Source organism: Bacillus sp. Brlt_9 (assembly GCF_051948935.1).
Taxonomy (GTDB): domain Bacteria; phylum Bacillota; class Bacilli; order Bacillales; family Bacillaceae_G; genus Bacillus_A.
Window position 1 is genome coordinate 1 of the sequence record NZ_JAYJLO010000006.1, and the last position, 18,813, is coordinate 18,813.

Annotated in this window: 21 protein-coding genes and 1 pseudogene; 5 read left to right on the plus strand and 17 right to left on the minus strand. The window is 35.3% G+C overall.

Annotated elements, in window-relative coordinates:
• Positions 1-50: 50 nt before the first annotated feature.
• Both VF726_RS21845 and VF726_RS21850 read left to right on the plus strand, forming a co-directional pair.
• Positions 51-404 (plus strand): DUF5412 family protein, encoded by a 354-nt coding sequence (locus tag VF726_RS21845; RefSeq protein WP_440172069.1) that lies wholly within the window; start codon positions 51-53, stop codon positions 402-404.
• A gap of 33 nt (positions 405-437) precedes the next feature.
• Complete coding sequence (locus VF726_RS21850; RefSeq protein WP_440172071.1) at positions 438-1,328, plus strand: lysostaphin resistance A-like protein; 891 nt, start codon at positions 438-440, stop codon at positions 1,326-1,328.
• A gap of 142 nt (positions 1,329-1,470) precedes the next feature.
• Here VF726_RS21850 and VF726_RS21855 read toward each other — a convergent pair whose 3' ends face one another.
• The 11 genes and pseudogenes from VF726_RS21855 to VF726_RS21905 all read right to left on the minus strand — a co-directional run bounded on the left by VF726_RS21855 (position 1,471) and on the right by VF726_RS21905 (position 10,681).
• Positions 1,471-2,577, minus strand: a complete 1,107-nt coding sequence (locus VF726_RS21855) for a metallophosphoesterase (RefSeq protein ID WP_440172072.1) — start codon at positions 2,575-2,577, stop codon at positions 1,471-1,473.
• Between the two features lie 132 nt (positions 2,578-2,709).
• Complete coding sequence (locus VF726_RS21860) at positions 2,710-3,165, minus strand: DUF6882 domain-containing protein (RefSeq protein ID WP_440172515.1); 456 nt, start codon at positions 3,163-3,165, stop codon at positions 2,710-2,712.
• A gap of 206 nt (positions 3,166-3,371) precedes the next feature.
• Positions 3,372-3,895: pseudogene (locus VF726_RS21865) on the minus strand (hypothetical protein).
• Positions 3,896-3,984: 89 nt separating this feature from the next.
• Positions 3,985-4,230, minus strand: coding sequence for a hypothetical protein (locus tag VF726_RS21870; RefSeq protein ID WP_440172074.1), 246 nt, complete (start codon positions 4,228-4,230; stop codon positions 3,985-3,987).
• Positions 4,231-4,312: 82 nt separating this feature from the next.
• Positions 4,313-4,792, minus strand: coding sequence for a barstar family protein (locus VF726_RS21875; RefSeq protein WP_440172517.1), 480 nt, complete (start codon positions 4,790-4,792; stop codon positions 4,313-4,315).
• Between the two features lie 303 nt (positions 4,793-5,095).
• Positions 5,096-6,121, minus strand: coding sequence for an NEAT domain-containing protein (locus VF726_RS21880; protein WP_440172076.1), 1,026 nt, complete (start codon positions 6,119-6,121; stop codon positions 5,096-5,098).
• Positions 6,122-6,205: 84 nt separating this feature from the next.
• Positions 6,206-6,457 (minus strand): hypothetical protein, encoded by a 252-nt coding sequence (locus VF726_RS21885; RefSeq protein WP_088095455.1) that lies wholly within the window; start codon positions 6,455-6,457, stop codon positions 6,206-6,208.
• 112 nt (positions 6,458-6,569) lie between these two features.
• Positions 6,570-8,102, minus strand: a complete 1,533-nt coding sequence (locus VF726_RS21890; RefSeq protein WP_440172078.1) for a fatty acid--CoA ligase family protein — start codon at positions 8,100-8,102, stop codon at positions 6,570-6,572.
• A gap of 161 nt (positions 8,103-8,263) precedes the next feature.
• A complete protein-coding gene (locus VF726_RS21895) occupies positions 8,264-8,692 on the minus strand; it encodes a hypothetical protein (RefSeq protein WP_440172080.1) in 429 nt (142 codons plus the stop codon).
• 255 nt (positions 8,693-8,947) lie between these two features.
• Complete coding sequence (locus VF726_RS21900) at positions 8,948-9,937, minus strand: lipoate--protein ligase (RefSeq protein WP_440172082.1); 990 nt, start codon at positions 9,935-9,937, stop codon at positions 8,948-8,950.
• 9 nt (positions 9,938-9,946) lie between these two features.
• Positions 9,947-10,681 carry an MBL fold metallo-hydrolase gene (locus tag VF726_RS21905; protein WP_000784658.1) on the minus strand — a complete coding sequence of 245 codons (735 nt, stop codon included), beginning with the start codon at positions 10,679-10,681 and terminating at the stop codon, positions 9,947-9,949.
• 180 nt (positions 10,682-10,861) lie between these two features.
• Here VF726_RS21905 and yhfH point away from each other — a divergent pair, with 180 nt between their 5' ends.
• Positions 10,862-10,990 (plus strand): protein YhfH, encoded by a 129-nt coding sequence (gene yhfH / locus VF726_RS21910; protein WP_000567010.1) that lies wholly within the window; start codon positions 10,862-10,864, stop codon positions 10,988-10,990.
• Positions 10,991-11,028: 38 nt separating this feature from the next.
• On the opposite strand, the gene VF726_RS21915 is transcribed toward yhfH, so the two are convergent.
• Positions 11,029-12,042: a LacI family DNA-binding transcriptional regulator gene (locus VF726_RS21915; RefSeq protein WP_000103731.1), complete on the minus strand. Its 1,014-nt coding sequence runs from the start codon at positions 12,040-12,042 to the stop codon at positions 11,029-11,031.
• Positions 12,043-12,239: 197 nt separating this feature from the next.
• Here VF726_RS21915 and VF726_RS21920 point away from each other — a divergent pair, with 197 nt between their 5' ends.
• The gene (locus VF726_RS21920; RefSeq protein WP_440172089.1) at positions 12,240-13,181 is read left to right on the plus strand and encodes a helix-turn-helix transcriptional regulator; all 942 of its coding nucleotides are present in this window, start codon (positions 12,240-12,242) and stop codon (positions 13,179-13,181) included.
• An 84-nt stretch (positions 13,182-13,265) separates the two neighbouring features.
• A complete protein-coding gene (locus tag VF726_RS21925; protein ID WP_440172091.1) occupies positions 13,266-13,766 on the plus strand; it encodes a DinB family protein in 501 nt (166 codons plus the stop codon).
• Between the two features lie 116 nt (positions 13,767-13,882).
• On the opposite strand, the gene VF726_RS21930 is transcribed toward VF726_RS21925, so the two are convergent.
• From VF726_RS21930 to VF726_RS21950, 5 genes are all read right to left on the minus strand, one after another.
• Positions 13,883-14,392 carry an N-acetyltransferase family protein gene (locus tag VF726_RS21930; RefSeq protein WP_440172094.1) on the minus strand — a complete coding sequence of 170 codons (510 nt, stop codon included), beginning with the start codon at positions 14,390-14,392 and terminating at the stop codon, positions 13,883-13,885.
• Positions 14,393-14,463: 71 nt separating this feature from the next.
• The gene (locus tag VF726_RS21935) at positions 14,464-14,769 is read right to left on the minus strand and encodes a DUF2087 domain-containing protein (protein WP_440172097.1); all 306 of its coding nucleotides are present in this window, start codon (positions 14,767-14,769) and stop codon (positions 14,464-14,466) included.
• Positions 14,770-14,805: 36 nt separating this feature from the next.
• Positions 14,806-15,012, minus strand: a complete 207-nt coding sequence (locus VF726_RS21940; protein ID WP_440172519.1) for a hypothetical protein — start codon at positions 15,010-15,012, stop codon at positions 14,806-14,808.
• 156 nt (positions 15,013-15,168) lie between these two features.
• The gene (locus VF726_RS21945; RefSeq protein WP_440172099.1) at positions 15,169-17,982 is read right to left on the minus strand and encodes a YhgE/Pip family protein; all 2,814 of its coding nucleotides are present in this window, start codon (positions 17,980-17,982) and stop codon (positions 15,169-15,171) included.
• 214 nt (positions 17,983-18,196) lie between these two features.
• Positions 18,197-18,769, minus strand: coding sequence for a TetR/AcrR family transcriptional regulator (locus VF726_RS21950; RefSeq protein ID WP_000963375.1), 573 nt, complete (start codon positions 18,767-18,769; stop codon positions 18,197-18,199).
• Between the last annotated feature and the right edge of the window lie 44 nt (positions 18,770-18,813).

An 18,813-nucleotide genomic window follows, 5' to 3' on the forward strand; every position in this document is an offset into this window, starting at 1 on the left:
TCTATTTTGATTTAATACAGGTATAGCTATTAAGGGAACGAGGGGGGAACATGAAAAAGATTTTCTTCACCATTCTATTCATCATTATTGTATTAATTAGTTTAGGATATTGGAAATTCTTCACTTTATCTGGGGGTTCAGGTGGTGAAAAGATTCACTCCATACTCTCACCAGATAAAACGTATACGTTACATATATACAGGCATAATGGCGGCGCAACGACTAGCTTTGCTATAAGAGGAGAGCTTGTAGCAAATAATAAAAAATTTATGAACACGAAAAATATATACTGGAATTATCGTGAAGAAGATGCAACTACACAGTGGTTAGACGATCATACAGTGATGATTAATAAACATAAATTACATGTCGAGACGGACACGTATGATTTTAGAAAAAACTAGTTTTACAGTTATAGTACGAAAGGTCGGGAATCTATGGACAGTTATTTTTCAAAAATGGGGAAGTTAATTGGTGGATTATGTGTACTTGTCATTTTGCTTTCATCCCTTTGGCTTATATGGATTGGCGAAACAAATATTCGTTATAGTGGTGATCATAAGGGCACGATGCCTTTTTGGCACAAGTGGGTCCCTGTTATGATCGGTATACTCCTTATCCGTTTCTTACCGTTTCATCATAAAAACTATAATCCTCTTCAACAGTTTGAACAAAGGCGCATCATGATTCAAGCTATTGTCTTATTCTTGAGCGGATCCCTCTTCACAATTAGTCTTCTCACCACGAACTTTGAAGGGATGGCATTACAATTTTGGTTTATGATATTTAAAATCATTTTATTATTATTCACGCCATTCATGCTTCTTTTGTTTTATAAAAGTAATCCAAAAAAAGAGAAACTAAAATCTATGAAATCAATAGAGAATCATAAATGGTATCGTTTTACACCACTTATTGTCATTATAATATGGGGGTACTTCAACTTCTTTTCTACATTCTCTACACCATTTGTTTCGGCTAAAATGGAACCCATGGTTTTAATATTAATCTTACTTGTAGGCTTTCTTATAAATAGTGTACTGGAAGAGTTTTTTTATAGGGTTTGGTTGCAAACACGTTTGGAATTATTACTAGGCACTTGGCCGGCTATTCTTCTTACATCATTGTTATGGGCCAGCTGGCATATCGCATTACATGGCTCTGGTCATTGGGATATTGATACCGCTACGGTTATTGTGAACCTTGGTATCGTAGGTCTATTCCTTGGATATTTGTGGACACGTTATCGTAAAGTATGGGCAATTATTATTGTCCATGGACTAATTAATGCACATCCACTACAACTAATTGAAATTTTTTTCAAGTAACGGGCGCGATCGCGAAACCAAAAAGGATTATACATATTAGTCATGTATAATCCTTTTTTACAATTCCAATCCTAGTAACAGATGAAAATTTCAGCTTACTGCGTATGTGACTCTACTTCTAAATAAGTAAAATTTTATAACACTACTCAAACGTAACTTCCACCTGCACAATCTCAGATCTACTCCCAAGCCTAAGCGGTGGTCCCCAGAATCCGAAACCAGAAGAAACAATCGCATGGAATGCACCTTTTTGTGCGTATCCCCAGTCTAGTTCGTACATTCTTCTCGTTACAATATGATTCGGCGCCATTTGTCCGCGGTGCGTGTGACCGGATAATAGTAAATCTACACCAGCATCCGCTGCTTGTTTCAACTCAAATGGTTGATGATCCATTGCGATAACTGGCATAGATTTATTCACCGTACTCATTAAACTTTCAAAACTTTGGCGATCTCGCTCTGTTTTATCTCTTCTTCCAACGATATAAAAATCATCTTCAATTGTAATCACTTCATCTAACAGAATACGAATATCAATCTTATCCATCTCTTGTAAAAATTCAGGAACCGCTCGTCCGTAATATTCGTGGTTTCCTAACACACCATATACGCCTAATGGAGCCTTCATTTGTTTCATAATTGGTCCCATATTCTTTTGAATGAATACACCTGGATGATCATCGATAATATCACCTGGCAGTAAAATAATATCAGGCTCCATCTCATTTACATGACGGACAAGTCTTTTTAAATGCGCAACGCCAGATAATTTACCGAAATGCATATCAGAAGCCATCGCAATGCGTAAGCTTTTACGTCCCTCTACTTTTTTCGGGATGTGCACCTCGTACTTTCTTACTACTGGGCTATATGCGTTGAATACCCCATATGAAAAAATAAAGATGAACGCAAGTAACACGGCCGTTCCTGTCCAAATAATTGCCGTCTCTTTCTCCACCCCAAACTGTAGAAGGAAAACTGTAATATCAGCAAGTGGCAACAACATAAGCGCATATTGTATGACCGCAAACCAAATTGAACCAATCGTTCGTAGGAATGGAAGGAACTTAAACACTTGCACGAGAATGTACGCATACGAAATAAAACCGACTACGAAAGCGTAATATCCCCAAGACTCCCAGCCGAACACCGCATGAAGCCAAACCCATCCGTTCCAGCCAATGTAAAACATGAGTAGTGTGTATACAATTAAAATAGTAAATATATTGAGATACCGAAAATTTTTCACTGATAGCCTCCTTCTTGATTTCTTCTATTATATCTTGTTATGCACGTTAAACGTAAATATTAAGCACTTTGTTCATCACATTAAAAACCTCTAAAGGTTGTAAAAAATGCACCCCTTAATTTGGGTGCATTTTCATTCTACCTTACCTAAAACAGCCATAAATACATCACTTCTCTCACCTGGTGCCATATACATTCCTTCCGCATCTAAATATTCAATAGAAAAGGCTGCTAGCTCATACGCCATTTCTTGATCACATTCAAAAAGCGAATTTATAAAAACCTCTTTCCCTGTAATCTTTTGTAAATCTTTCAAACAGTTAGACTTAAGTCTTGCATAATCAGCCACACTCTCATTAGCCCAAGACCACATCCAACTGTTACTCTTTCCAGACCAAGAACCTATAAAAACAACACGAAATTCAAGCAAAACTTGACCATTATTTTTAAACTGTAATATACATTGATCTTGATTATACCAATACTCATCAAAGTTATAGATATTATAATTCGAAATGAATTTTTGCTGTTTACTTTCTAATTTGTCATAACACATAACAAGATAATTCTCGAATTGTTCATCCGTCATTGCCAATTATTACACGCTCCGTTCCAATCACCACTATCTCATTGCCAGTAAACCGAATTACCTTATTAGGACTTTGGATTTTTTTCTCTCATTGATTCTAAACATAAAAAATAAGCTTCAAACTTCCTTAATGTTAATAAGTTTGACGCTTACTATCAATTACAATTTATTTAACTATAAACAATAGATTTTACTCTCTAAAAACTTTATATTTCCAAATTATTACTCACAACAGTTAATAATGCACCATCATATTGAATAAAAGCACACGCCGATGATGGGATAATGTGATTTTAGGAACAAAACAATCCCCCATTACATACTCTATAATCCTATTTTGATTTATTTTTTCAAATTCAATATGAACCTTTTCTCCAAAACAAACTACAGCTAAATTATTTTCTATCGTTACACTATAAAATAATTTGATAATATACAGTACGTCTTTCTTTTGTATAGATTCAAAAATAAAGAAAACATTGTCCCTTCCAAAGTCTAGCACCTTATAAAAAATATTTTTAGAATCGACTTCCTCTTTAAAATGTAATATTTCTGATTTACTTACATGTATAATGAATTGACGAATCCTCTGTTGAAAAAGCAAATTCAAATTATCAATATTAAAATCATCATTATTATTTAAATCCGTTATATATATATCAGTAAAATCATTCACCCGGTATATATTACTATCTTCAATACACTGAACTTTTTTGAATTCAAAGTTCATTTTAGTCCTCCTTATTCAGTTTTATATCTTTTTGTGCCCCTTTAGATTTTGCCCCAACAGCTTAGAACTTTGCGATAAAGCGCAAAATATTATTCAAGCGAATCTCCAAATATATCAATCCATTCCTCTAAAACTCTACCAAAATCATTAATATTATCCTGTTCATCAAAGCCTTTTTCAATTAACTCATCTGCCAAAATGTCTCTCAACTCATGTATTATTTCAATTTCTAACATACGAAAGTCTTTACAATCTACAATCCATAATAGTTCAGGTGCCTTTCTCCTTACTATCTGCTGCAATAATTCTTTTGTATCTTTCTTACCATTATACAAGTTGATTTTTCCTTTCTATAAACAAAGACGAATTCCTGACAGAGACTTCGTTTTTCATCTTATAATTATTCCCTATGTACAGTTATTTTAAAATATCAAATTCAACTATTCCAGTGGCCTTAAACCTCTCAATAATATGCTTCTCTTTATTATCTGTACAACAAAAAATCACATGAAAAGAGGTTGGGAAAGTTACTAACTCACCATACTCCCTGCCTTCTGCCCACTCCATACACGTAGTAGATAATATTCTTATTAACACTTCAAAACCCTCATTGTCGTTCACCAATAATTTATCTGTATCATTAATCAAAATTAAATATTGTTTAGACTCCAGCCAGCTTAAATCGTTTATGCACTCATCAAAAGCATTCCAGTTACCACCGAAATAATCTGGGAAATTCATTTTCTTTGAGAATTCGCTAAATACCCCATTCATATCCATACAGTTACTACCATCAATAGATATTAATTGGATATTCTCTTCTATTCTTAAATGTTTGGAACAATTAAATTCATTTATAAATAGTAAATGTATAAATGGAGGCGTTAACGATTTTATTTTATTTTATTATCAATTCGCATAATCTTATCATCCTCTTCACGTCGTAATTGAACAAAATTTTTATAGTGATTTTTTTGTATAATATGCTTTTTCATTTTGACCAATTACAAGCCTTTACTAGACATACACCACTTGAAGAGTATACATATTGACGACGTACTTTTCCACTACTATCCGTCTCATATAACGGATTAATACTACCTCCCACACTATCCTATTAATAATTGACACATAAAAAAAGCACACAATCCATTCACAAAAGTGAACGTTGTGCGCCTTCATTTTCTCACTCTATTTCATTTATTTCTTCAACTTATCTGTCTTCGCAATAAATTGTGCTGCTTCCGCACGGCTTACTGCTTTATCTGGTGCCCAGCCATTATCTGTTCCAACTGAAATGTTTTCTTGGATTAAAATATTGGCATACTTCGCACCCCAATGATTGTTTAAGTCTGCAAATTCTTTTGGTAGTTTAATATTTTCATTTCTTTCTAATTTATACGCATTTACTAACATCGTAGCCATTGATGCACGGTTAATCATTCCGTTCGGATTAAAGTTACCCTTCTCATCACCTTTTACAATACCTGCTTTTTCAACAGCAGCGATATATGGAGTTGCCCAGTGATTTTGTGCATCAGGGAATGATGGCTTTGCATCTTTATTAATTTCTAACCCTAAAACAGTTGCTAATATTTTTGCAGCTGAACTACGATCAATATTTTCAGCCGGAGCAAATGTACCGTTTGGCTTACCGTGTACTGCTTCTTTATCTACTAAGTATTGAACTGATTCTTGTGCCCAAGCTGGTACATCTGGGAATTTAGACTTCTGTTCAATTGCACTTGCATCGATTTCAAACTGTAGTTGATATTTATGATCATATTTAATTGCTGGAATTAATATATGCATTTGCATATTATATTTTTTCGAGAACTCACCAATTTCAAATTGAACCACTTTCGTACCGTTATTCGCTTTATCTTCGGAGATTACTTTTACATCATGGAATGTCCCTGCTTTATTTGGATCTTCTACTCTAAGGTACTGAAAATAGCTACTATCTTGAACTGTTAACGTAACGATTTTCTTATCACCTTGAATGGTTACTTTTGGATTTTTTAAATATGTAGACGCAACTGATGTATCATTCGTTTGATCTTTATAAGTCTTTAAAATAACGTCATATGTGCCATCTGCTAGTTTACTATTTGCTTTCATTTCTACTGCCGCTTCTGCTTTCGCAATCGGTGCCATAACACCACTAAATGGAACTGCTAAAGTTGCTGCTATAACGAATGCATTGATATATTTTTTCTTAATCATTATCAACATGACCTCTCTCTTTATATGATTATACCCAACATAACCATCATATTGATAATGATTATCAATGTCAAATAAAAAATATCATTTCCTGCACAAATATGCCTTTCGTTCATTTTTAAATAGTAAATAATGTGCCGTATGAACTTTCCGTTCTAAATAATCAATAGAATACGAGCTTGATGGATCAACTAAATCCCCTATTGCACCTGAAAGATGATCAATGACTTGCTGCAGTATTTCTAAGTTTTTCTTCTCATTTTCAGCATTCATTTCATCCATAATGTCACAAATCAAGTATTGAACTCTCCGTAAACGTAATTCCTTTTGCTCCACGTATATCTCCTCCTTATTAGTCATATTACGGTTTAAATATATGGGGTTATAGCTTAACCAATTCTAAAAAATACAAAGGCAACCATCTTCATAAAGATGGTTGCCCCTATTGTTATACTTGCATCGCTTTCTCTTTTAACGCTCTTCTTAACAATTTACCCGTCGTATTCTTCGGCAATTCTGCTAAAAATTCAATACTCATTGGTACTTTATATTTTGCTAAATGTAACGTGCAATAATGCATCAATTCTTCTTCTGTTACTTGAGCTTGTTTCAGAACGACGTAAGCTCGTACTGCTTCTCCTAAATTTTCATCAGGAACACCAATTACGACAACTTCTGCTACAGATTCGTGTGTATATAATACTTCCTCTACTTCACGAGGGTATACGTTATAACCGCCAACTAGGACGATATCCTTTTTACGATCAACGATATAGAAGTAACCTTCTTCATCCATTTTCGCTAAGTCTCCTGTATATAGCCAGCCGTCTTTTAGTGTTGCTGCTGTATCTTCTGGTGCGTTATAGTAGCCTTTCATAACGTTAGGTCCGCGAACAATTAATTCACCGACTGCACCAACAGGTACTTCTTCCCCAAGTTCGTTCACAATTTTATTTTCTACATGCCAAATATTTGTACCGATCGACCCTGGTTTACGCGGACGATCTAGCGGGTTAAAACAAGTAACTGGTGATGCTTCTGATAAACCGTATCCTTCTGAAACGATAACGCCAAAACGGTTTTCAAAGTTTTGCAGAAGAGCAACAGGCATTGATGCACCACCTGAAATACAAAGACGAAGTGTCTTCACATCTTCTGCACTTGCTTCTTCAAATAAATATAAATAATTGTACATTGTCGGTACACCAGCAAAAATTGTTGGTTCGTACGTGCGACAAATACGGAATACTTCTTTCGGACTAAATTTCGGTAACATTAAAATAGTTGCTCCGTTCACAATCGGTGCATTTACCGCCACTGTTAAACAAAATACATGGAACATTGGCAGTGCCGCAACGACGCGATCATCAGCCGTATATTGTAAATACGACGCTACATCGCTCGCATTACTATATAAATTTTTATGTGTTAACATAGCGCCTTTCGGTTTTCCAGTTGTGCCTGAAGTGTACAGAATAACCGCTACATCTTCTTCGTCTAGCTCTGGGCCTTCGTAAGTTAAATCTCCAGCCCCTATCATTCTCGTAAACGTTTTCATTTTTTCGGTTTCTGTATGGTTAAAATCTGATGAGGTTTCGCATATGATGATGTTTTCAAGTGAAGGAAGTCTTGTTGTAAGAGATTGTATAACAGGTAGAAGGACGTCGAGTACGATGATTGTTTTTACATCTCCATTTTGTAAAATGTAATGCATTTCGTCTGCTGTATAAATTGGATTCACTGGAATAACTGTTGCTCCAGCTTTCATTGTTCCATATAAACCGACCAAAAAATGTGGTGAGTTTCCAACAACTAATGCGACATTGTCCCCTTTTCCAATGCCCATTGCTGCCAAATTGCCAGAAAACCTTGTGACCATTTTGTTTAATTGGTCATACGAGACCGACTGATCCATAAATATATAAGCCGGTTTATCCCCCTTCTTTTTCGCCGTTTCAGCCAAAGATTGAACGAGATTCACACAAACCCCACCTTTATAAAATTTAGAATATTTAAAAATTCTAAATTAATTATATTAAAAGAAAATTAAAGTGGCAAGTGATATTCCATTAACTGCATATACAAGGATCGCCTCCTCTCGGTTTACTTTGGAAGAATAAGGGGATTTTATTTGTTAGCACATTATGAAACGAAGGCTAAAATCATTTTAGGATAATATGCATTCATCTCTTCTCTCAGTTTTTCTAGTTCCTCTTTATTCAAGCTCGTATGCTCTCCAAACAAGTTAATCGCGTCCGCTCCATCTTCATGAAAATACACCGTAACATACAATGTCGGTAACCCTGTATTGTCTTCATCTATTGAAAAAACGACATCTGGTGTCTTATTAACAGTGCTGAATGTTTCATTTCTTTTCCACTTCTTATTTTGAAACATGTCTTGTATTTCCTGTATCTTTCGTCTGTTATCTGTATGCGTAAAGTATATAACATTATCTTTCGCTGGCTTTCCAATCGATAAAAGTATGCGACTTGAGGGCGTTTCATCGTTACAAGCTGTCATTCCGATGACAAAGCTAAGCAATAATACAACGTACATTACTCTTTTCATTTCGATCCGCCTCCTTTTGAATATGTATATTCCTTTATAAGGCATAGATGTCCTGTGATTTTATCGTATATAAAATTATATCGGCGATTTTTCAGATATATCGAACGTAACTCGAAATATATCGGCGATTTTCCAAATATATCGACCGCAAATCGAAATATATCAGCGATTTTCCAAATATATCGACTTACCGACAAAACGCGACAATCAATGCAAAAAGAAAGAGGCTGCCCGTTATGGCAGCCTCCCTTATTTTTAGAAGAATAAATGTAAGAAATCTTCTGTTGTAATATTACCGAAGTAACGCGCGATATCTACGCCTTCTAAAGCTGTAGTGAATGCATCTTTATCAAATTGTACACCTGTTAGACGTTCTTCAATGTCATGAACATCTAGTGATCCGAAGAAGTCACCGTAAATTTTACATTCTGTTACTGTTCCTTTTTTCACTTCTAGACGAACATCAACTTGTCCAACTGGGAAGCGGTGTGAATGTTGTAAGTTGAACTTCGGAGATTTTCCGTAGTTCCAGTCCCAATTTTGGTAACGCTCTTCAGAAAGTTTATGAATTGCTTTCCAATCCTCTTCTGTTAATTCGTACGTTGGGATTTCTGTTTCCCCTTCGAAAATTGTTTCTAGAAGAAGTTGTCTAAATTCTTCTGTCGTCATTTTTTCGTTTAAGAACTCTGTAATATTCGCAACGCGGCTACGGATTGATTTGATTCCTTTTGATTGGATCTTATCCATTTTTACTTTTAACGCTGATACGACGTGATCGATTTCAGAATCAAATAGTAACGTACCGTGACTGAACATACGACCTTTCGTTGAGAACTGCGCGTTACCTGAAATTTTTCTGCCTTCAGCTAAAATGTCGTTACGACCACTTAGTTCTGCATTTACGCCTAATTTACCAAGCGCTTTCGTTACAGGCTCGGTGAATTTTTTGAAGTTACTGAAACTGTCCCCATCATCTTTCGTAATAAAGCTGAAGTTTAAGTTTCCTAAATCATGATATACTGCGCCTCCGCCTGATAGACGACGAACGACATGAATACCTTTTTCTTTTACGTAATCTGCATTAATTTCTTCTACTGTGTTTTGGTTTTTACCAATAATAATCGAAGGCTCATTAATGTAGAACAGTAAATATGTTTCGTTAATATCTAAATTCTTCACACAATATTCTTCAATCGCTAAGTTTATTCTAGGATCTGTAATCCCTTTATTATCAATAAATAACATCGTATCACCTCATGAGTTCCATACGTAGCCACTATGCGCTAACGTAATATGGCCACTGAAAATTTGTTTTGCTTCTGTTACTAAATCAGCTGGATTGCCTGTATGCGGTAAGTGCGTTAATAAAAGTTCTTTTACATTTGCATCTTTCGCAATACTTGCTACTTCTGTACTATTCATATGTCCCGCTTTTGCAGCCTCTTGATGTGCATACATATTACACTCACAAATGAACAAATCAGCATCTTTCGTGAATGGAATAAATTCAGGAATATAACTGGAATCAGCGCTGTACACTACGATATCATTACCTACTGTAATACGCATCGCAAAGCATGTAACAGGATGAACAGTTTTTAAGAATGAAATCGAGAACGGTCCAATTTGAAGTGTTTCTTCTGAATTGTACGGGATTCCTTTCGTATGCGGTTCATGCGTTAAAGAATGGAATCCATTCTCATCAAATGTATGACCGTATATTGGTAGTTCCGGTAGTTGTCCCTTTGTCGCACTCGTAATTAGTCTCGCATATTGCAATACCCCAATGTCTGCAACATGATCGTGATGATAATGCGAAAGTACAACTGCATCTATATCAGATGGTGTTATATATTTTTGAAGCTGTGCTAGTACACCACTACCACAGTCTACAAGTAAACGAAAACCATCGTGTTCAAACAAATACCCCGACGTTGCTTCTCCCGCTTCTGGAAAGCCGCCCCAAAAGCCGACAACAGTCATTTTCATATGTATCCATCCTTTCTAAAACCGAGTAGAAATGCAATTTTTACTTACACCCTACATTGTTAACTATAATCCATTTCCTAAACTTTTTCATTAATTTTCAATTTTGTTATAAAACAGTTATTGACTTTTGTTTTTTGTACTAATACAATGATAGTAAGAAATGGAAATGGAGGGATTGACATGATCGATCAACCAATGGAGTTTTTCAGAAATTTACCGACGAAAACTTGTGCGCACTGCGGGAAAGAAATTGATGAGCAGCATGAAGCATACCATAACAAATGTGATGACTGCGTTCACGAAGAATAGTAGTTTGTGAACATAAAAAACCTAGCAGACATAGTCTACTAGGCTAATAACATCGTATCCTTCATCGTTGAACCTTTCACCAAGAGCTCCAGTTCAAACTCATACAATTCTTTTTTTCGATAATTTTTCGTATGGATTTTATCCATCATCAGGTCGACAACTTTTCGGGCCATCTCATCGATTGGCTGTTCAATTGTCGTAATACCTGGCTCTGTAATCTGTGATAAAATTTGATTATCAAAACCGATAACAGCGAGATCATCTGGAATGCTCCAGTCATGGCGTTTCGCCTCTGAAATAATTCCAGCTGCAACCTCGTCGCCTCCTGCCAAAATCGCGGTAGGATTTTTTTTGTCCTTTAATACTTCATGGAATATTCGTTTTCCATCCTCCCAAGAGAAAGCGTTTTCAAGAAAATCGATCGCTTCTACTTGGCGGCTCTTCTCTGTTATCGCACGTAAAAAGCCCATTTTTCGCTGTTGGCTAACCACTTTGGTTTCGTTACCACGGCAAAAAATAAGATTACGATATCCTTGTTCTAACACATGCTTAGCAGCTATGTATGCTCCTTGCGCATGATCAAATTTCACTGTCGGAACATTTGCTTCCTCAATATATTCATTACATAACACGATTGGACCGTGCTGTAAGTATGGCTCTACATCTTCCCATGAATTTTCTAGTGAACATAGAATAATCCCATCTACTTGTTTCGTAGATAATAATTGTAAATACTCCATCTCTTTTTCCGGTAAATATCTTGTTTGACAAATAATCAGTTTATATTTATGTTCAGAAGCAGCAATCTCGATTGCTTCAATAAATCTACTGAAGAAAGGATTTGTAATCCTTGGAACTAGCACCGCAATTGTTTCCGTTTTTTGTTTACGAAGCCTTCTCGCCGCAGAATTAGGAACGAAGCCTAAATGCTTCATCGCTAATTGAACCCTTTTTTTCTTCTCATCTGAAACATATGGATGATTATTGATCACCCTAGAAACCGTTGTCCTTGATAACCCCGCTAATTTCGCCACGTCCTCTATAGTCGACACGAAATTCTCCCCCTTTGCATGAAAACGTTTTCTTAAACTGATTATATAGTATATTATTGGAAACTGCAACATGGGTTGTTATGATTTTACTATATTAATATTATACATAGGGAAAAGTATGTTAATGGGAGGGGAAAACATACTGCTTTTAGAAGTTTATAGTAAGCATATTTATAAAAATTTGAAGGTGATATTTCATGAATCGGACAGATCGTTTATTAGCCATATTAATTGAATTACAAAGAAGACAAACTGTTACAGCAAAAAGCTTAGCTGAAAAATTCGAAACAAGTATAAGGACTATTTATCGAGACATGGATGCACTTAACGAATCGGGTGTTCCTATTTATTCAATGCCTGGTCACGGTTATTCATTAATGGATGGTTATTTCTTGCCCCCCATTCAGCTTACGCCTGAAGAGGCTGTTACTCTTTTACTAGGCGGTGATTATATCGAGAAAACTTTCACTTCTTCTTTTTCTGTACATGCACGATCAGCAAAAGAGAAACTTGAAATTGTTCTCCCTGCTGATCAACAAAAGAAAGCCCAGGAATTACGAGAAACTTTTCGTTTCCTTTCTCCTATATTTTCACATCAGCAATCTGAACAAGAAAAACTAGAAAATCAACTTCTCCTATTGCAAGAATCTATTCAAAAAGAACAAACTATCTCTTTTTCTTATCGGAAACCGAGAGAAACTACAAAAATAAAGCGGACCGTTCATCCTTATGGCTTAGTCAATATTTCAGGAATTTGGTACATCGTTGCCCACTGTTTACTTCGAAAACAAATACGCAATTTCCGCTTAGATCGTATGGATACGTTACAGCAAGAACAAGAATTTTTCACAAAACCGAAAGACTTTTCTTTACAAAACTATAAGCCTGAAAGCAATCGTACTGTTATGATTCATTTATTGTTTCCATCTCATATTGCACATAAAATTATTGAATCACGATATTATTTTATAGATTCATATGAACATAGAGATAACGGTTTTCACGTCTTTTTGAAATCAAGAAATATAGACGAAGTGTTTCAATGGGTATTGAGCTGTGGGAGCCAAGTGCAAGTACTTGAGCCAAAAATTCTTTCTGAGAAAATCCGTGATGAAGCAAAAAAAATATTAAAACTTTAATTTCACTACTGACATAATGCTGTCAGTAACCCTCCTTTATAGTAGGTATTAACAAATACATTTTCATAAAAAGGAGTTAGCAATATGAAGAAATTTGAGGAATTAGCTACGTATTACATAGAGGAATTAGAAAGGTACTCTATAGAGCAATTTAGGACGAAGCCGTCTAGCGAAGAATGGTCTCTTGGTCAAATGTATAATCATTTAATTGCTTCTACATATATGCAGTTAGATGCAATCGCGAAATGTAAAACTGAAACACCATCAGCAACTAACAAGAAAACGGATATGGGTGAAAAAGTATATAAACTTGGTGCTTTCCCGGATATACAAATCAAAGTACCAAATCATTCTGGATATACACCTGAAAACCCCTCTAATAAAGAAGAAATACAAAAACGTATGCTAGAATTAATTACAGTTGTTAAAGACATTGAGCCAACACTTTCTTCTATTCCAAGTGATTGTAAAGTCGAACATCCTGGGCTTGGTTACTTACATGCAGCAGAATGGTTCCAACTTATTTCTATGCATTTTGCTCATCATCTTCGTCAGAAAGAAAGATTGGAACTTAAGGTTTGCTAAGTGTTAACAATTCCACTAAAAAGAGACTGCCAATATTGGCAGTCTCTTCACTAGAATATGCACCGCCTATACAATTCATAAATTCCCACTTGCTATCAATAGAAGACTCCTCTTTGTTATTCAATATAAAACCCCATCAATACGTCATCCCCATATGATCCATCTTCATATTTAATTTGCTTTCTTTGTCTTCCTTCTTCTACAAATCCCATACGTTTGTATACCTTAATCGCCCTATCATTAATAGAAACTACGCCTAAGCAAATTTTCTCTAAACCTTTCTGCTCTTTAGCCCAACGAATAAGAAATTCAATTAGCTTCGTACCAATGCCTTGATTACAGTACGCCTCCTTAATCCCCATTCCCATTGTGCCTGCATGTCGTAAGCGGTCTAGTTCATATCGATTGAAAAGTAAAAAGCCGACCACCTTATTATCTACTTCATAAACTATGTAGAGATTACCTTTCTCATGACTTTTCCGTATCTTTTCTCTTTCTGCATTCATATCATTTGGCAATTTATTTGGAGATACTATAAAAAACTTTGTAGTAGTTTTCGATAATATAATTTCTTTTCTAATATCCATAATTGCTTCTGCATCAATCTCTTTAGCTAATCGTATCACTAAATCACCTCGTACCTTTTTCTAAAAACTACAAAGAAGAATAGATAACGTGAGGATCCCCCGCTAATTCATTATTTTAACTCCTCCCACTTCGTCCAAACTTCTCTCCCATTTATATGGTACATATTATCCTCGCGATCCATAAACCCGTGCACAATAAACTCGCGTCTAATCGTACAAAAGTCATCGTGATATTGTTTTATAAATGTATTCATTTCTTTTTCTGTATAGTGATTTTCAGCGTTTAATTTGCTAATTAAATGCTCTAACAATACTAGCTTTTTCTTCTTTTGACCTGGAATCGATTTTAAACGATCCTCTTTATCGAAAAAGTTACGAATCGTCGTATCTCTGAATTTCATTTCATTTTCGGTCATTTTGTTATCCTCCATCGGCTTTTAAATAATACAACTTTATTGTTTGTCCTTATTACTTTTCTTCATTCTTTTACTTACAACATCCATCAGGTAATACCCGCTAATTAACACATAGTAGAATATCAGTATTCCGAATGTATCTTTTATACTTGTATATTCCTCTTTGTGAAATAAGATAGGTGAAAGGGTGAAAATAAGAAAGAAGATTAGTGGATACAAAATAAAATAGTAAGTAAGTAAGATTTCCTTTCATCATATCAACTCCCCTATATCTAGTTTTCTCTATAAATTATTGTAAATCCTTTTCCTTCGTCTCTATATCTTGTAAAAAGGTTTATATAAACTACAGAAAAGACCCCCTACATTAAAATAAAAAAAGCACCGAAAAGGTGCTTTTTTCTACGCTTCAATCGATTGATTTTCCGCAATATTTCTAAATTGTCGTTTGTGCATCCACGTTAATGACGCGATCGTTCCAATTGATAATACAACGATGAAGATCATGAGTATTCCTATGTTTTGCCACATGAAGTTAAAGTCTCCACTTGATACGACTGCTTTCAATCCAGATACAGAATATGTCATCGGTAACCAAGCATTGAATGGCTGTAAAAACTTCGGAATCAATTCTAGCGGGAATGTTCCAGCACTTGTTGTAAGCTGAATAATTAATGTGATGATGGCGATGAAACGCCCTGCATCACCAAATGCTGTTACTAAACATTGAATTAATGCGATAAACGCTAAGCTTGTAACGATGCTAAAGAGTATGAAATACGGAATACTTTGTACTTCTACACCTAATCCGAATAATAATATAACATCCGCTACTATCGCTTGAATAATACCAACTGATAGTAACACGCCGAACTTACTAATAAACCAACTAAATCCTGATTTCGGAACGCCCACTGTATCACGTAATGGATATACGATTGATAATAGTAATGCCCCAACAAATAAACCGAGTGATAAGAAATACGGTGTAAATCCAGTTCCGTAGTTTGGAACTTCCGCCATTTTCTCTGTCTTCACTTTTACAGGACTTGCAAACATATCATACGTTTTATCCGTCCCTTTCACTTCACCGGTTTTCTCTGCCCCTTCACCAAGTTTCTCAGCAAGTTCACCTGAACCATCGTTTACTTTTACAAGTCCATCCGTTACTTTTCCTGATCCGTCTGCTAGTTTATTTACTCCGTCGATTAGCTGGGTTGAGCCTGTTGACATTTGATTTAGGCCACCATTTAGAGTACCTAAGCCAGTTGTTACTTGATTAGATCCATCTGCTAATTGATTTACTCCACCTGCCATTTGGTTTGCTCCTACAGATAATGTTCCTAAACCGCCTGTTACTTGGCCTGAACCTTCTGCTAATTGATTTACACCACCAGCCAGTTGAGTTGCTCCTGTAGATAATGTGCCTAAACCACCTGTTACTTGGTTTGAACCTTCTGCTAATTGATTTATTCCACCGGTCATTTGGCTTGCACCTACAGATAATGTGCCTAAACCACCTGTTACTTGGTTTGAACCGTCCGCTAATTGATTTATCGCATCAATTAATTGACCGGATTCGTTTTTAAATTTATTTGCTCCTTCTTTAGCAGTATTTAACTTCGCACCAAACCCTTGAAATTTTTCAACAAACCCTTTTTGTGCATTGGATAATTGATCAATACTAACAGTTAAAGATTGTAATTCTACTGTATTCGGTAGTTTACTTTGCCCTTCACCTGTTTTTTGATTTATTTCACCTGTTAATTGTTTTACTTCTTCATTTAATTTATTTGTTCCACCTGCTACTCCGACAGCTTTTTGCTGAACTGTCGTTGTACTTTTTACGGCACTTGTTACGAATGGTTGTAACTGCTCTTGATATTCTTTTGGTAAACTTTCAATTTGCTTTTGTAAATTTGCTACATCTTGCGCTGCATTTTTTGCATCTCCTGCTGTTGATTGCGTAAGTTCATTTAACTGTTTTACATTCGCCCCAGCACCATCTATTTTCTCATTTACTGTATTCAATATAGAAGGGCCTTTCGACTGCATTTCCCCCAATCCTGCAACAGATTTTTGTACATTACTATTTAAATCTTGCAATCCCTTTTGAATCTCTTGAGACCATTTTTCTAATTGACTTTGCCCTTCAGCAAGTTTTCCCATACCATTTGATAGATCCGTTGTTCCTTTTTGTAATTCACCGGATTTACTTACTAATTTGTTCAAACCACCGGTCACTTTTTCAGATCCATCATGTAATTCACCAATTCCTTTTTGCATTTCACCCGTTTTGTTATTTAACGTATTTAAACCGTTCGTTACTTTTCCCGATCCATCTATTAATTTTCCGATACCTGTTTGCATCTCACTTGTTTTACTATTTAACGTATTTAAACCGTTCGTTACTTTTCCCGATCCATCTATTAACTTTCCGACACCTATTTTCATTTCACCAGTTTTGTCATTTAACGTATTTAAACCTACTGTCACTTTTCCGGACCCATCTACTAATTTATTAGATCCATCTGCTAATTTCTGAACTCCATCCTTCATCTCCCCAGACTTCCCTTGAAGTGTATGAAGGCCGTCCGTCACTTTACTTGAACCATCATGTAGCTCACTTGATCCGTCGTGTAGTTTATTTGCTCCTTCCGCCCCATCTGCTAATCCTTTTGAGACGTCTTGAATGGAATCAAACATTTTCTCTGCATATGTTTTCGTTAACGTACTTGATACTTCACCTTTAATTTTTTCAATGGCTGTTCCGCCAATTTGTGAAGATAAGAAGTTTAAGCTTTCGTTTGGAATGTATTCTAAGTTTAATGGTTTTGGTTCATCTTTTAATAACGTTGTAGCGTTACTTGAGAAGTCATCTGGAATGCGTACTAACATGTAATACTTTCTACCTTCCATTCCTTTTTTCGCTTCTTTTTCACTTACAAATTCCCATTTGAAACTTGTATTATCTTTTAAGTTATCAACGAGCCCTTTTCCGACCTCAATTGGTTTCCCATCAAATACTGCACCTTTATCTAAATTGACTACCGCAACTGGTAAATCATCTAACTGTTTATATGGATCCCAAAAGGCCCATAAAAACATACCTGCATATAAAATTGGCACGAATAAAACCGCGATAATTGGAATTAATATTTTTTTACTTTTTATAATTTCAGTAAACTCTTTACGAAGTAACTGATCCCATTTCATCATTTCTACCCCTTTTCCGAATGACCGAATTGTTCATCTGGTCACTTTCTCCCAAATAAGAAGGCTATACTTATTCATACATATGCCTTATCCCCGAATTTATACTATGCAACTGTTCCTTACTATGAAGTGAATATTTCTATTATCCCTCCTAAAATTATTATATGACCATTTTGTTCAAATGGTCATTTTTTATAATAATAAAAGGATTATCTTAATTTGACAATCCTTTTAATAAATAAAGTTCAAATAATTCTGCAATTTTTTCTTTTTCTAGCGGTTCATGATTTTTTTCCCAATCAAAAATAAGCGATACATATAAGCGAAGCATAATAAATGCTGTAATTTCTGGATCACATTTGCTAATTTCACCTTTATCAATCGCAATCTTTAAATACGATTGAATGACAGAAACGATTTCCACATCTACTTGTTGCATCACTTCTTGTACTTCTTTCGTTCCCATATCGCGCTCTTCTTGAATTAACTTAATCATGAGCTGATGTTCTTTTCTGAATTCTAATATGCTATATAATGCTCTATGTACATTTTCAAAAAATGAAACATCTGAACGAATTGCATTTTCTGCAACTTGCTTCATTTCTGTAATTAAATTAGAAATAATTTCACCAAATAGCTCTTCTTTATTTTTGAAAAAAGTATAAATCGTTCCTTTTCCTACATTCGCTAATTTCGCTACTTGATCCATCGTTGTTGCTTTATAACCGAACGCTGAAAAAGACTTTGTTGCAGCTTCAATAATAGAACGTTTTCGATCTATTGCCACATCGTCACCTCCAAAAATGACCAATTGGATAATATAGTCAATCA

What these genes read in the sequence shown, in the direction of transcription:
- VF726_RS21850 (WP_440172071.1), top strand. Translation starts at nt 438, where the DNA reads ATGGACAGTTATTTTTCAAAAATGGGGAAGTTAATTGGTGGATTATGT.
- VF726_RS21920 (WP_440172089.1), top strand. Translation starts at nt 12,240, where the DNA reads ATGAATCGGACAGATCGTTTATTAGCCATATTAATTGAATTACAAAGA.
- VF726_RS21860 (WP_440172515.1), bottom strand. Translation starts at nt 3,165, where the DNA reads ATGACGGATGAACAATTCGAGAATTATCTTGTTATGTGTTATGACAAA.
- VF726_RS21905 (WP_000784658.1), bottom strand. Translation starts at nt 10,681, where the DNA reads ATGAAAATGACTGTTGTCGGCTTTTGGGGCGGCTTTCCAGAAGCGGGA.
- VF726_RS21900 (WP_440172082.1), bottom strand. Translation starts at nt 9,937, where the DNA reads ATGTTATTTATTGATAATAAAGGGATTACAGATCCTAGAATAAACTTA.
- VF726_RS21845 (WP_440172069.1), top strand. Translation starts at nt 51, where the DNA reads ATGAAAAAGATTTTCTTCACCATTCTATTCATCATTATTGTATTAATT.
- VF726_RS21880 (WP_440172076.1), bottom strand. Translation starts at nt 6,121, where the DNA reads ATGATTAAGAAAAAATATATCAATGCATTCGTTATAGCAGCAACTTTA.
- VF726_RS21945 (WP_440172099.1), bottom strand. Translation starts at nt 17,982, where the DNA reads ATGAAATGGGATCAGTTACTTCGTAAAGAGTTTACTGAAATTATAAAA.
- yhfH (WP_000567010.1), top strand. Translation starts at nt 10,862, where the DNA reads ATGATCGATCAACCAATGGAGTTTTTCAGAAATTTACCGACGAAAACT.
- VF726_RS21895 (WP_440172080.1), bottom strand. Translation starts at nt 8,692, where the DNA reads ATGAAAAGAGTAATGTACGTTGTATTATTGCTTAGCTTTGTCATCGGA.
- VF726_RS21925 (WP_440172091.1), top strand. Translation starts at nt 13,266, where the DNA reads ATGAAGAAATTTGAGGAATTAGCTACGTATTACATAGAGGAATTAGAA.
- VF726_RS21935 (WP_440172097.1), bottom strand. Translation starts at nt 14,769, where the DNA reads ATGACCGAAAATGAAATGAAATTCAGAGATACGACGATTCGTAACTTT.